The organism is Pseudomonas sp. MS01C9, assembly GCF_058202755.1.
This window is the reverse complement of record NZ_CM177073.1, coordinates 3,299,072-3,313,222: the sequence shown is the minus strand read 5'-3', so window position 1 is coordinate 3,313,222 and position 14,151 is coordinate 3,299,072. Positions and strand designations below refer to the sequence as shown.

The following is a 14,151-nucleotide window of genomic DNA, read 5'->3' as shown; positions in this document are numbered from 1 at the left end:
ATCGGCGATATGGAACAGCGATAAATCCGGTGGTGATGCAAATCGTATTGTCGAGTTACACGAAGGTTGATCCGCGATGAGATGCAGAGGAACGGGCCGTCGTGGCCCATACCTCGGAGTCATCTCATGGCAGACCTACGCACTCACCAGAACTCACAAGACCAAGATCCTCTGAGCGCTACCTTGACGGCGCTCATGCTCGATCAGCGCCTTACCCCGTTGGAGCGCAATGGCTGGCAGGTCCTGCGCATGCTTCGCACCGCTGATGGCCTCAGTCCGCTCGTGAACATGGGGCAGTTACGCCGCTATCTCACATGTACTCCCTGTGGGCAGCGAGCTGGCGCTGCCACGGCTTGGCGCGCTTTAGCGGTACTGCGGCTTACAGGATGGATCAGCTTCGTAAGGCAACATTGCGATCTCCTGACTGGCAATGTTCAAAGCGTGCTGTATCGAGTCAACGAGCGCGCCCTAAGCTTCCATGAAGCTTGTGCTCTCGACGACAGCCTGGAGGAGCTTATGGCTACCTGCATCAGCCATGAAAACAAACAAATCAAGCATCTTGCCGAGCACGTTCTGGCGACTTCTGAGCAGACGCCTGAACATCCCCCCATTGCCAGTCGGGACCAACGGAACAAAGACGATGAACCACCGCCCTCCGCGCCTTCGCGAAAGCGTTCTAGGGTCAATCGAACATCCACACCCACTGCTTCCGCAAACAGATCGACCGTTACACGGCAGGCCAAACAGACCCGCCAGATACCTCAAGAGCAACACCGTACGTATAAGACGTATTTATACAAAGAAGAACGTACGTACCGCGCGCATACGCGTGAGGAAAGCGATTCATCGTCACTCCCCCTGGCCTTGCCGCCATGCCTTGTCAGCGCCAAAGCAGACCAGCAACGAGACGTGCTAGCGGCCTTGAAACGGTTGCCGTCACACCATCGCCAGGACGTGCTGGACGAACTACAGGCACGCAGCCAAAGCGGCACAGTACGCAATGTCGTCGCCTATTTCTTCGCCCTAGCGAAGCGTGTGTTGGCCGGCGAGTTTCACTTGTGGGCCGGCCGTAAAAAACAGAATCAAGCTGGCGAGCCAGTTGCAATCCAGCCCGCCCCCCGCGTTTGCACAGAAGCGCTCAAGAAGCCACCAGAGCGCTCGGCATGGCGCGAAATTGGCCGGCCACACATTGCCAACATGCGAGAAATCCTGGCCGGTCCTAGGGGGGCTGGAGACTTGGCGGCACAGGTGATGAAAGACAAAGGGTGGCAGGCTGAACTGGCCTAATGATTTTGGACACTTCAATCGGGCGCTATGATGGCGCTCAAATCTGAGGTGTTTGGCTATGCGTAAATCTTATTCCAGGGAATTCAAGCTCAAGGCTGCCAGCTTGGTGCTGGACGAGGGCCAGTCGGTCCCAGAGGTCTGTGCCAGTTTGGATATTGGCCCAACGGCCTTGCGCCGTTGGGTCGATCAGGTGCGTCAAGAACGCTTGGGCTCAACCCCGCAAGGGGCCAAGGCGATTACCGCCGATCAGCGAGAGATTCAGCAGCTCAAAGCGTTGCTCAGGCAAAAAGACCTGGACATTGAAATCCTAAAAAAGGCCAGTGCTCTCCTGCTTTTGGACTCCAAAGATCATTCTCGTTGATCGATGAGCTGGACGAGCAGTACGGCGTTAACAATTGCTGTCGGGCGTTTGGAGTCAACCGCAGCAGCTTTTACGCTTGGCGGCAGCGCCAAGGCAAGGTGAAGCCTGAGCGGGAGAAACTTAAAGCCGTGCTGGTCGAGCATCACAAGGAATCCAGAGCATCCGCGGGGGCTCGCACCCTTTCCAAGGAGCTGCAAGCAAAGGGGCATCGTGTCGGGCGACATATGGCTCGCAGTTTGATGCGTGAAGCCGGTGTTGCGAGTCGGCAGCGTCGACGGCACAAGTACAAATCTTCCGGTGTGGAAGCCCTGGTGACGCCGCACCTGCTCAAACGCAAGTTTGATGTCACGGCGATCAACCAGGTGTGGTGTGGCGATGTGACGTACATCAAGGTCGGCAATCGGTGGCTGTATTTTGCGGCTGTTCTGGATTTGTACGCTCGCCGGATCGTGGGCTGGTCTTTCTCGTTGATTTCTGACGCCGCGCTGACTTGCGAGGCACTGCGGATGGCGGTCGAGTTGCGAGGCCGCCCAAAGGGAGTGCTGTTTCATTCTGATCAAGGCTGCCAGTACACCAGCCATAAATTCAGGAATGAAATAAATAGGCACGGGCTTGTGCACAGCATGAGTCGTAAAGGTGAATGCTGGGACAACGCCCCAATGGAGCGTTTTTTTGGAAGCTTGAAGTCGGAGTGGGTGCCAGAGAATGGTTACAACTCGGAGCACGAAGCTCGTGTGGATATACAACGTTATGTGATGCGTTACAACAACGTCAGGCTCCATAGCTACAACGACTACCGGTCGCCGGTAGCTATGGAGAAACTGGCGGCGTGAAACCTTAACTGGTGTCCAGAATTACTTGACCAGTTCATGCTCCCTCCTCCACGGACGGGAACAGATAACTCCCGTTGTAGAAATCGTGCTCGTCTATCGGCGGAAATCGATTGAGTCGATCTGGGCTTAATACAAGATCCAGAGCCTCGCAGATGGTGCTTTTCCCTACGTTATTCGTTCCTACAAACAGAGTGTGACCTTCGAAGAAAAGGCTGGCTGATCGAATTCCGCGAAAATTCTCTATGGTGAGTTTGACGACATTCATTCTGATCCCTCAGCTTGGCTCACGTGCCACTATCTTAGTAGCATCGGATCAAATAGCTGAGGATTTTGAATAAGAATACTCGGAAAGGTCCCTCCACTAGGTTAAGCGTGCTCCCCTTAGGTCAGCAACACGCATCAGCAGATGATTGCCGCCAAAAGGAGATCTATGAGGTAACTCCGTTCTCAAGCCGACCAATTAGGTCCAGCGCATCGTGCAGATCAACATCTACAGGGCGCATGTAGCCAAGCCCCCGGCTGGTGTCTATAACCTTTGGGCAGCCTGCTCTTCATCTTTGAAAGGTGCTGTTGCGGCCTTCAACAGCTCAGGATCAATGTCGATCTTCAATTTTTTACTCCAAGCTGAGGTAGGCGCAGTACATCAACGCTCATTACGAAGCAAATCTGATGATGGTCTGGATCCATCCGACTGCCAAACCGCGGTACGCTGAGGCTTTTCATTAGCCGCATTTGAGTCAAACGAGTCTCGTGGGTAATTGCACACCACCTGTCCACCCGTTTGCATTGCCCTTGCCCACTGATTGGCATTCGACTTGAGCAGTCGTTTGCGTGGAATTTGACCAGAAAATCGGGTGGCCGTGACCGGCAGAAATCGGCCAGGAGCAGTCCTCCAGTGCGGCCTTTCTGACGAGAGTTTGAGGCGGTAATGCGGAAGTTCAGCAATGGCTACTTTGCAGCAGATCAGTCCTGGGCAGGAATCCAAAGGGCTCCACCGCGCCACGGCCCATGTTGAGCACGTGGGTGTAGGTCATGGTTGCCATTGCCGAGTTGTGCACTGTGCTCACCTGTGCGCTGACATTCGAACAAGGTAAGCCCTAGGACGAATGACTCGATGACTTCGATAGTCTGGGTCCGCTCGCCGTGCAGCAGCCTTGCGGCGGCATTCGCAATCGGGAATTCGCCTTGAAGAGCGGCATCCACGAGCTGCAGGCCAGCCCCCTTGATGTCATCCGTGAGCGCCAAGTTGCTCCAAGCCTCTCTCGCTTCGTCGAGAGTCTTGGAGACCGCCCGATAGATGCGTTCCTCCTCGGGCGTCCTGGTTCCCTTGCTGCTCCAGTACGCGTCAATGCCCTGGAGCTCTGCCAACGGGTTGGTGAGACGAGTAAATGCGTTTAGCGAATCCATCGGAGCTGCCTTTAGTCCTGCGGCGGCGCACCAGGGTTGCGCCAGTTCATTTGGTAGAACCGGGAACAGCCTGTCGAAGCCAGATGTAGCGAGGCTCGTCAATCCGAGCCTGTTCATGACGGGCAGGACGCAAATCTTGCGCCCGCCTTCAATGAGAGCACGCCAGGCTGGCCAGCCACTCGCCAAGTCCACGCCTGTTCCATCGGTGTTCACAGGCAAGGTGACCAGCACATCCGCAGGCGGCCACACCTCGGGAATGGTGGCCTCAGCCAGTAGATGAACGCCTATGCCAGGGCTAATGGCGGTCAGCTCGGTCCTTAGCCTACCTTCCAAGTTATTGAGCTCGGCTTCGCGATATCGGCGCGCGGCGAGTGCCGCCTTGCCAAGCGCACTCCCCTTTGGTGCCGTCCGAGAACGGTGGGTGAGAAACGGATGCCGCCCTCTTTTCTCAGACTCACCGGCCATCGTCTGCAACATTTCCACCAGGCGCTGTAGCTCATCCAACTCTCTGGGAGCCTCGATTGACAACACACCCCATGACTCCTCTGACGCCGCAGTAGCGATGCTCTTCTGTATATCGCTAAGCCAGCTCATGTAGGCCGGGGCACCCTGCGGTAGCTCAAGAAACCTCCGGACGAGATCGGTGGAGCAACTGGACAGGATCGATGGCAGCCTCGGCCACCTCTGGACCCCAGCAGCTAGCGGCTCCTCCTGTGGCGCCACCAAGCTGATAGCAGCGTCGTATACGCGCCCCAAGGCGTTGAGCGCCGTGGCATCGGTATTCCCTCTGAACTGCCCATCAAGAAGCGCTCTGAGGTTAGGGACGAGCAGATTGAGCAGATCCAAGCATTGCGCTAGATAGGCGGTGTAACTCTCAGTAGCCAAGTAAGCGTTGAGTATGGCCAGCCACGCCCGATTACGGGCGACTTGCTCGGGCGCGGGAACGTTCGCCCTGGGCATGCGTTTGCGAGCAAGCGGGTAGTCTTCGACTGTGGACGGGACGATGACCCCGTCAGCTCCGAGCGCGTCGCTGGACACAATATCTGCTGCCGGTGTCAGCGCCAGCAAGGCCTCACAAGTCTGATACACGTCGTGGTTAAGGTCGGTCTGCACGGAGGGTGCTACAAACCAGATGTCTGAGCGAACCTCTTGACCTTCCTCACATGGGCTCAGACTCGGCGCCTCAGCCCAGGCCACATTGTCGGAGAAGCGCTGGAACAACGTGTCTTGCCCTACTGCATTGACCCAACTGATCGCCAGCGCCCTGTCGACCCTTGCTGTGACTTGGAGTAGCGAAACTACGGTTTGAAAGTCCGCTTCGACGAGCGGAGGGGAAAATGCGGCCAGCTCTCCCAAGTGCGAAGTCGGGATGACTTGACCGAGTAGCGAAGCCATGAGCCGGGTCAAGTCTCCCACGCTGCTCGCCACCTGGAGCGCGCGGCGCAGATCCCTTGGAGCTAACCGAGCCAAAAAGCGAGCGGTCAAACCTGAAGCGATGACCTCAGTCCTAATTCCAGTAAAGCGTCGGGATGCGGGTACCATCGGACCGATATCCGGAGGCTCGATGTCGCCAATCGCGAGTCCCGCAGGCATCCCCTGAAACGACTTCGCCATCGCTTGTGCTTCAGCGGTTTGGAGCCAACGCCTGATCACTCGATGCGCGTTCGTGCGGTCCAGCCCTGTCAAAATCGCGCCGAGGAGCGCCGGTGTCGGTGCTGCCTCCAACCTAAGCGCCAAGCCTTCAATTACTTCGTCATCGCATCCCTCGTGCCTGGAGAGTGTGCGCTCGAGGAACCGAGACATCTCGGATACCGGCACCAGCCAAACCGCAGTTGCGGCCGTAGTCGACAACAAGGGCGGTGGGAACTCGTGAGACAGGCGAAGGAGCTCTGCAGATCTCAACTCATGCAGTCCCACGATCCTGCCGTCATGTGCGTCTTGAACCAGGTGCTCATCCTTGAGTCTGGTCAGCGCGAGCGAGACCGTGGTCGCGGGCTTGGACAAGACGCGAGGCAGCGCTGACACCTCGGCATTGCAACCCGCGGCGTTCACACAAGCCACCACTCTCAAGACATCCAGCTCGTCGTGTCGAGTGACGTCGTTAATACGCGCCGCAACCTGCGCGTGCAGCGTCTCGCTCAATCGATGCCCCTGGGTAAGCACGTGGGTGTACTCAAGCAGGTGGCCAGCCGCCAGCGTCCAAGGTTCTCGCCATCCTTGCCAAGCGGTTTGCCCTCTATCCCTCAGCTCTCGCCACACTCGTTCAGCCAGAGTGTCGTCGCCCTGAACCTTGACTTGGGCAGCGCGACGGCTATCTACCAGCGGGTAGCGATCCTCCTCTCGTACAGATGCCAAGAGCAGCAGCCCGGGAGTGCGATTTACCTCCGCAGTCAACGCGGTCCAACCCTCCGAGAACCCTCGGCCCACGTCATCGATGATGAAGCCGACGGGTGCATCTGCAGTCGCTCGTCTGGAGCGCGCAAGCTGGACAAGTGACGCAATGGCTGCCGGCGGCAGGCGCTGAATCTGAAACCAACGCACTGCGTGGCGACTGGCGTACGCGGCCTCCCAAAGGACTGCTGACTTTCCTGAGCCGGAAGCGCCGTGAATGAGCACGTTTCTGCGGCTCTCCAGTCCCTCTAGAACGGCTGCACGGAGCTCAGGGCGTTCCACAACGAGTCCTGCGGCTACGTGCGATGCCTGCGCATTGACACCCAAGTAGAACAGCGGGTCCTCATCGGGCGTCAGGAAATCCACAGCTGAACAAAAGCCCTCGGTTAGCGCTGCCTCGAATACCGCTGATGTCATAAGCGGCCGTAGCGCGTCGAACCGCTGCTGAACATCAGACACGGCAAGCCCAAGATAGGCGTTTGCCGCGCGTGTGCCGTTGTCATCAGATAGATGCCCCACCACGCCCAAGAGGTCCGCGAAGTACATCTCGGCTTCGAAGGAGGTGCAGGCCTGCCTGGCCGAAATATGGGCTACTGCGCTTCCGCGAGGGTCAGGCAGCACTAGCACCTTGGTTCGCGCAATGAGGTCAGCCAGCCCCTTGCGTCCCTTCAGCTTGACTATGACGGCCGGATAGGCGGAAAGGTCCTGCAACTGGCGGATGGCAGCGCGGCGTTCACCAACATTACTCTCGAGCACCAGCAAAAATTGGTCGTCAGGTTGAAGCCCCTTTCCATCCCACATTTTCATGACGAAGCCCGCCACTGAGCGAGGTGAAAACGGGCCCATGTGGTCGCGTCGTGACTTGACCTGCGCGAGCGTTCTAGCACTGGCCGTCCGGAGCTCAAGATCGTCACCCCCTTCAGGGACGACGCTGCCGTACCCAAACTGGCCGACAAAGCCTTCCACGGCAAGGCTTGCCGCAACCGCATCCTGATATCGGAACCCACGTCCCGCATGAGAGCCAGCTCTTGTCGCCAAACCAAACCTCCCTTTTCGATGGCCATACAAATTCGTCACGCGTTCGTTCCAAGCGACGGCTAGAGGGCGATATCTCTTAAAGACGTTACCCCTCAAAGTGCAAGTTCTGAAGCAGGGGACGCGAGGAGCATGATGTCGTATAACCTTTCATCGAGCGGTAGTCCAAACTGCGAGCCGGCTCCGTCTACTCATGTTAAGCGTCGAACGAAAGTTTACAGGCGTCTAGCTTGACGGATGAAAGGCCACTCCCGTTACAAAGGAGATGTTATCAACCTGAGGATGAATGTCCGCTAGGTTGTCAGCCGCCTTGGGCTACAGGCAGCAACCGGCCAAAATCCACCAGTCTCGAACGGCAGTAATCGACCCAAAGCCGCCTGTGTTGAGGAGCAACAAAAGCTACAAGCTGCAGGTATGAGAAGCAAATATGAGCCAGCGCGATCACGTTGGATTGATCTAGTGCTAAATGAAATGGCACTAGGAAGCCTCTACCGATATTTCCTAGGAATATAGTGTATAGGACCCTAACCATTTCCTAACTGCCGACGGGAAAGAAACTCCACAACTGACCTCAAAACATTTTTGAGGCTAGACGAGTGATGAAGAACTGAAGAGAGCAGCGCCCTCGTATCTTCGACATTATTATATTTTCCTTTTGCCCCAGGCTTTATTTGCATGACTTGCTGCCGAATATATCTTTGAAGCGATGTCTTTAGCATCTTCCCAGGAAACGCATTAATCAAAATTTCAGGATGTCGAAAATTTTCTGCAAAATATTCTTCCGCATCTGCAATATCTTTGGGGGTGGGAGCGAGCCTACTTATTAGCGCCAAAACCTGATCGGAACTCAGTTCCCAAGAATTATTTTCGCAAAGAAACACATCACTCCAAGACTGCTTTTCTTTACCATCCAATTTATGAACGGCATGCCGCTGGTAATAAAATAGAACCTTAATCAGCATTTCTATTGATCGGGTGATTTTTTCAACAAACTCCGTCAAGTCAAACGCTTCAACCGCGTCTTGGAGCCTACAACTTATAGCAAACTTTATAGAGTGCGAAATGACTTCTTCGCAGATAAAATAGTTCTCTATGGAATACCGGTCCAACGCAACAACTCTCGGATCTAAAGTTGAAAAGTCATCAAAATCCTTGTCCACAATGAACATTGCATTATTACTTTTATGCTCTGCCAGAAAATCTTGGATTGGCTTTTTTCCTCCTGAATAAATAACATCAAAATCTACATTTTTTAATTCCATCATCAGGCATGATTCGTAAAGAGGTACGTCATCGCTTCCCTCCACCACAACGAAAGTAAGACGTTTTTGCATTTTCAGACGCCGCATATTTTCTTCGGCAGAGAACGCCCTAACAGTGGTCACTGAACACACTCCTCTAAGTCTATATCTCTTGCTCCTTTCATTCGAATTGCTGGAGAGTGTGTTGCAATAATAACTTGGGATTTTGGAGAAAGCTTAGCGATAGATGGCAATATCATACGTTGCCAATCGAGATGCAAAGAAAGCTCCGGTTCATCTGCGACAAATATCGCGCCTTCCTTCCTGCTAAGCGCTGCACGCCCCAAGATACTTATAATATGTTTTTCCCCCGACGACAGGTCGGACAATCTGATTGGCGAAGTTCTAGTATATACGCTGAGCTCCCCATCCTCAGACACATGAAACCTTTTTTTCGGCTTAAGGTATAAATTAACTTCCTTTTCGTACTCGCTAAAAACCCTTGTAACCTCAAAGCGAGCCGCCTGCATCAACTCCACATCCTCTACAATAGATAAAAATCTATCGTTAAAATTGCTCATTGCTATAAGATTGTAGTATGAGGAATTAAATTTTTGAGCAGCCTCAGCATTTCTTTTTGTTCCAGTTTCAGTTGTATCCAGAGAGCGCATTACTTTAGAAGCGTCGCGAACGTTGTCGTTCAACTGCTTCCAAATAGAAAAATGCTCTTTGATCTTTACTTCCGGGACATTTATCTGAGCTTCGCTTAGCTTTCTAACATAAGCCGAAACATCGACATCCTCCAAAAAATCCGATGTCATAGCTTTGTGTGCACGCGATAGTGCTCTATTACTTAATCTGACTAAGCTTTCATCAATCATTACTTTTTCAATGATTTTTGAGCGCAGGTCATCCAATTTTTCTGTGATTTTTTTTCGAGCAGAGTTTGCTTCGCTGACGAACTGTCGTTCGAGTGAGTTTAATACTTTTACACTAGGGTCTAAAATTTCGGTAATTTGTGATTGGGAAATTTGCTTTTGTCGAAGCATTGATTGCAAAAACTCATCCCCACTATCTCGAGACATGTTTATTTCAGAGTCATGCATTCGCAATAGGGGGACGTGCGTTAAATTCAATTTTTCGCGAATAGTAGCTCTAAGTTCTTCAGGTGAGTTCTCGTCTAGTCGATCAGATACCTTCGATACGCCGCTTCTAAACTTTATGTCAAACGCGTACGTGACATTGTTTTCAAATTCATAGTAAAGACTCACCAGCCCTTGAAGTCTGCGCGAGCGGGTTAATAGTAGATATTTGAAAGGTCGGACCTGTCCGGTCTTGGCAAGAAAAATTGTAATAGAGCCAAAAGAAATTCTAGCCAGCGGCTCTAAATCGACGGATAAGGAGTTGACAATCAAGTTAATAATTGTCGTCTTGCCCGTGCCGTTTGGGCCGAATATACAATTGCACCCCTCTGATAGATCTATCTTATAATTGTTGCCCACTTCAAATAAGTCTGAAATTACAACGCGCCTAATATAATAATCCAATTTCACATCCCTGATTTTATTGAGTCGGCAGCAATATCAAAAAGCCATATGTTTTATAGGAGTATATACGCTGTTTGCATGCGCTTCCACACTGGCGCCCTTACGAATTTCCAGTTCGGGTTGGCGGAGTGAAAACGTATGCACCGCCCTACTTCTATCGATGCATTGAATGGCCGCTTCTGGCCGATTTCTGCCTGTTGCGAAGGGCAGCCTCTGACCGTGAGCCACAGTCCTCGAAGGGCCGCTATGGGCTCCGACTACCACGTTGTGACTGCTAGTTATCATCCGCCCCAGACCTTCAACAGAAAGCTCTCGGTCAACCTACGTTGTTGACTTGCTCGTGCGATTCACGGCGTTAATCGGCAAGGCAGCTCCATGCTCCGCCTTTTTCACAAGCTCCCTGCGCAGGCGTGGCATGGGAACCATGCCGCACCTGCGCAGGGAGCCGACAAGGCCGAAGGCCGCGTCAGTACCACAGGCAATGGATAAATATGCACCTACCGCAGACGGCTTTTGTCCACGGACGCGCAAGTCATGAACCGGGCCGTCACTGCAAACCGCAGTGACGGCCCAGCCGACGCCCCAACATCACGGGCAAACCCCCACCCCTAAAGAGTGAGGCATACATGATGATGCCCCCATACACTGACCCAGCAAAAACCTAAGACGACAGGTTCAAGAGTCGTCATCCCAACAGCGCAAGACTCCTGCAAGCACTGATCCAGCAGGATGGAGTTAGCCAGGTATGTAAGGTTCCAGAAGCATACCGCCCCCTACCCATGGGGTGGAGCCGCCTTTGTCTATCGGATTTATTCCGTGATGCGCCGCTACTGCACCGTCCTAGGCAGCGGGCCTTTACACAATGCCGACTGCTTCCACTACAAACCATCAAAACCACCTGTCATTCGATAGGTGGTTTTTTTGCGACCTCTTCCGCGATACGTGTGGGCGCGTGTGGTGAAAACGCGGGCATACCAAACAGGGACTGGCCAGGTTAAAGGGAGGAAGTCAGGCCTGGCACCCTCTACTGAGGCCACGGATGGGCAAAGGCTAGAGTGGCCGCCGGCGGCCCTTATGATTTCTCGCAATAGCAGCTCTCGACCGGCCGAAGTCGGTCAGAAGCGGACATTGATTAGCACCCCGGGCGGGGCTGCATAATGAGGTGCCAGATTAAGCGTTTGATACTGAGTAGTTTCGGAGCCAGGAACCGCCGTTGGCGCTGAGCCACTGAGTACGATATTGGAGGTCGTATGCTTCAGATTGCCACTGGAAAGCTCTTCAGTCTCCCCGTAGGGTGGGAAAACCTGTTGCGAGGCATGCTCTATACCAACGCCAATTTAGAGAGTGAGGTTGTAGTAGAAACGGCAGCGGGAAAGCTGATTCCATCTTCACGAAGCTCGATTCAGCCGACTGTAGTCGTCTATGAGATGCAGGAAAGGATGGAGGCAGAGGAGAAGGCTCCGGGAGTACTCGTGTCCTGCACCGCTGAGCCCTACCTCAGCGATTTTGCAGTTGTGACGTCATTTGCACTGAATTGCGTATGTTCACCAGATATCGATCTAGCTCGGCGCCTGACTAGTGGGAAAAAGGGCTTAGCAACTCATGCATCTCCGCATCAATTTGTCAGTCGCTTCTTCGAGCCAGAGATTTGGTGTAAGCCTGAGGAAGTGGCTTTCCTCCAGGAGTTTGTTGGCCGGCTAATCGGGTTGCCGCGTCAGACATATCTCGGTGTGATGAGAGCGATCCGGACGTACATAAACGGTATGCATCGGATCGCGGATGACCTGGAGTTGGCGTACACGCTGCTGGTGGCATCAGTAGAGTCGCTAGCGCAGGATTTTGATGGTCATGAAAGCGATTGGGCTTCCTATGACGAGCGAAAGCGGCAAGCAATTGACGAGGCTTTGACAGATGCGGATGAAGCGGTGGCACAAAGGGTTCGGGATGCACTGCTAAGAGTGGAGCATACTGCCCTGGCGCGCCGCTTCCGCGAGTTCGCGATTGCTCATACACCGCCCGAATATTTTCGCGACGTATCGTTGGCCCCAGGCCAGGCGCTCTCCAGCACCGACATTGCCGAGGCCTTGACCATGGCCTATCAGGCCCGCTCCAAATACGTACATCAGTTAATGCGACTCCCTACCGTAGTTGTGCTTGGTCATGGCTATAGTGAAACAGTGCTTCACGAGCGCAAGGCTTACTTAACCCTCCAAGGGTTATCCCGCTTGATGCGCAACGTGATCATTAAGTTCGTTGCTAGCCAGCCATCATTAGATCGAGAGCCATACCCTGGCTACTACTTGGAGCGGACCAACATCATTCAGCTGCGCATGGCCCCGCAGTATTGGGTGGGTAATGCGGAAGGAGACCTACTAAGTACTGGGCGAAGCAAGCTTGAGGGGTTTCTAGAGCAATTGGTTCCTTGCCAGTTGGGTGAGGAGGGAGCGGTGCTTACAGACCTGCGCCCGGTCCTAAGTGCGGTAGCTGATATCGTATTGGGCGCTAAGAGAGATCCGCGCTTACCGTACCTGGCGCTCTATACACTCTTTAACATGGTGGTCCCTGTAGAGCAGAAGGCGCCTGTATCTGAGGGGATAGAAAAGCTGATCCGTCAAGACCTATCGCAGCCCTCACCGGAGGCTCTCCTAGTACACACGGTTGCAGGTAAGGTTCCCGGGTGGACATTGGAGGTGCACGATCAAACCATCAAGAGCTATCTCAAACGACGTGGCTCTCCTAGTGGACTACGTTTTCCACGATTTTATGAAGCAGCAGTTTCTCTGGATTTAGCAGAGCGGTACCGGATGGCGGACGATATGGCGAACTGCCGCCGGCTGGTAGCGCTCGCAGTAGAGAGTCATCCTGGGCATCAGCGCTTACTTGAGTTGGAAGCCAGTATCGACCCGGACACACCAATCCATGGGGCTGATGTTCTGCTACCTCGCTCGGAACCTGGCACCGATGACTGATCAAAGCCACAACGAGTTTATGGCTCGCTATTTCGCGGATATGAAAGAGGAGTCTCGCAAGCAGCTTGCCGCAGCAGCAGATCTGATTGCTCGGTTCACTGTTATGGCTGAATCGAAAGGGGTGATCCTCAGCGCTGACTCGTTCGAGTACGTCCAAACCACCGGAATTGTCGCTAAGGCGAAAGGCATTGCTAGGAAGCTTCTAGGGCCAATAACTGCAGAGCGTGATGGGCTACTGCCGTTCAACGATATTGCGGCACGGCTACCCCCAAACCACTTTGGTGGTGGGTGTTTTGCTGGTCCTGACTTTATTTTGATGGCCCACCCCTGTTACCGCCGCAGCATGAGCCTAGTGAACAACTGGGCCCCGCGGTTTATAGAGCTGTTCTGGGGATTCGACGGTCCCGGGATAGAAAAATACATAGCCCTCGACGAAGACCGGGTTCGGATCGATGTTGACGGTGGGCGCTACTTCGAAGCCGACACGTGGTTCGGCGCACCTTTTGACGATGACATCGGGAATATAAAACCCGGTATCGTCAAGCTGCGACCTCCTCTGGACCTCGATTCGATAGATCTCTCGATGTTCTTCGCTGATGCCTATTGCCTAGACATCAAGTGGAGCGAGTCGGATGGAATCAAGTCGTTCCAAGCCCTGGAGATGAAGACGGAGAGCGTCAGGGTCGAGGTCGAAGGGCAGCATTACTTCCCTGCTCGGTACCTGCATGCCGAGTACGACCTCAAGGCCGGCTGCTTCAGGCACTTCGATGGCGCGATCCAGCTCTTTACGGAAGATGAGTATTTTCAGAGGCGGGATTCTGACTTCAACATGGTCATGAAGAATTCAGCGCACATCAAGGCAAGGTCGACCAAGGTCTTCAAGATCAATGGCCCGCTGAGAACAAAAGACTGGGTCGAGTTCTGCAGTCAATTTCTTGCGAAAAACCCGCTTGCCTTCGAGTACTTCACCGGTGAGTACCCGAAGCACCTCACCGAGATCATCGAAAACATCAGGACGCGTTTGTCGTTACCTGCTGGCGGATCCTAGCTACTACGGATGGGTGCAAAAAAGCCCGCCTT

At 53.8% G+C, this 14,151-nt stretch carries 9 protein-coding genes; 5 read left to right on the top strand and 4 right to left on the bottom strand.

Going from position 1 to position 14,151, the window contains the following annotated elements:
* Positions 1 to 126: 126 nt before the first annotated feature.
* The 3 genes from AC1M7R_RS15010 to AC1M7R_RS15000 are packed head-to-tail and all read left to right on the top strand — an operon-like array spanning position 127 to position 2,481.
* On the top strand, positions 127 to 1,287 hold the full coding sequence (locus AC1M7R_RS15010) for an STY4528 family pathogenicity island replication protein (protein ID WP_490609727.1): 1,161 nt from the start codon (positions 127 to 129) through the stop codon (positions 1,285 to 1,287).
* Positions 1,288 to 1,345: 58 nt separating this feature from the next.
* On the top strand, positions 1,346 to 1,648 hold the full coding sequence (locus AC1M7R_RS15005) for a transposase (protein ID WP_076405275.1): 303 nt from the start codon (positions 1,346 to 1,348) through the stop codon (positions 1,646 to 1,648).
* Positions 1,645 to 2,481 carry an IS3 family transposase gene (locus AC1M7R_RS15000; RefSeq protein WP_076405277.1) on the top strand — a complete coding sequence of 279 codons (837 nt, stop codon included), beginning with the start codon at positions 1,645 to 1,647 and terminating at the stop codon, positions 2,479 to 2,481. The genes AC1M7R_RS15005 and AC1M7R_RS15000 overlap by 4 nt, the downstream gene beginning before the upstream one ends.
* Positions 2,482 to 2,515: 34 nt before the next feature.
* On the opposite strand, the gene AC1M7R_RS14995 is transcribed toward AC1M7R_RS15000, so the two are convergent.
* The 4 genes from AC1M7R_RS14995 to AC1M7R_RS14980 all read right to left on the bottom strand — a co-directional run bounded on the left by AC1M7R_RS14995 (position 2,516) and on the right by AC1M7R_RS14980 (position 10,102).
* On the bottom strand, positions 2,516 to 2,746 hold the full coding sequence (locus tag AC1M7R_RS14995) for an AAA family ATPase (RefSeq protein ID WP_490609726.1): 231 nt from the start codon (positions 2,744 to 2,746) through the stop codon (positions 2,516 to 2,518).
* 698 nt (positions 2,747 to 3,444) lie between these two features.
* Positions 3,445 to 7,356 (bottom strand): hypothetical protein, encoded by a 3,912-nt coding sequence (locus AC1M7R_RS14990; RefSeq protein WP_490609725.1) that lies wholly within the window; start codon positions 7,354 to 7,356, stop codon positions 3,445 to 3,447.
* A 482-nt stretch (positions 7,357 to 7,838) separates the two neighbouring features.
* Complete coding sequence (locus AC1M7R_RS14985) at positions 7,839 to 8,699, bottom strand: DUF4435 domain-containing protein (protein ID WP_490609724.1); 861 nt, start codon at positions 8,697 to 8,699, stop codon at positions 7,839 to 7,841.
* Complete coding sequence (locus tag AC1M7R_RS14980) at positions 8,696 to 10,102, bottom strand: AAA family ATPase (RefSeq protein WP_490609723.1); 1,407 nt, start codon at positions 10,100 to 10,102, stop codon at positions 8,696 to 8,698. The genes AC1M7R_RS14985 and AC1M7R_RS14980 overlap by 4 nt, the downstream gene beginning before the upstream one ends.
* A gap of 1,250 nt (positions 10,103 to 11,352) precedes the next feature.
* Between AC1M7R_RS14980 and AC1M7R_RS14975 the strand changes: the two genes are divergently transcribed.
* Together AC1M7R_RS14975 and AC1M7R_RS14970 are read left to right on the top strand one after the other, a co-directional pair.
* Entirely contained in the window at positions 11,353 to 13,071 is a 1,719-nt protein-coding gene (locus AC1M7R_RS14975; protein WP_490609722.1) for a hypothetical protein, read from the top strand.
* Positions 13,064 to 14,119 carry a hypothetical protein gene (locus AC1M7R_RS14970; protein ID WP_490609721.1) on the top strand — a complete coding sequence of 352 codons (1,056 nt, stop codon included), beginning with the start codon at positions 13,064 to 13,066 and terminating at the stop codon, positions 14,117 to 14,119. Before AC1M7R_RS14975 ends, AC1M7R_RS14970 begins: the two co-directional genes overlap by 8 nt.
* Positions 14,120 to 14,151 lie beyond the last annotated feature (32 nt).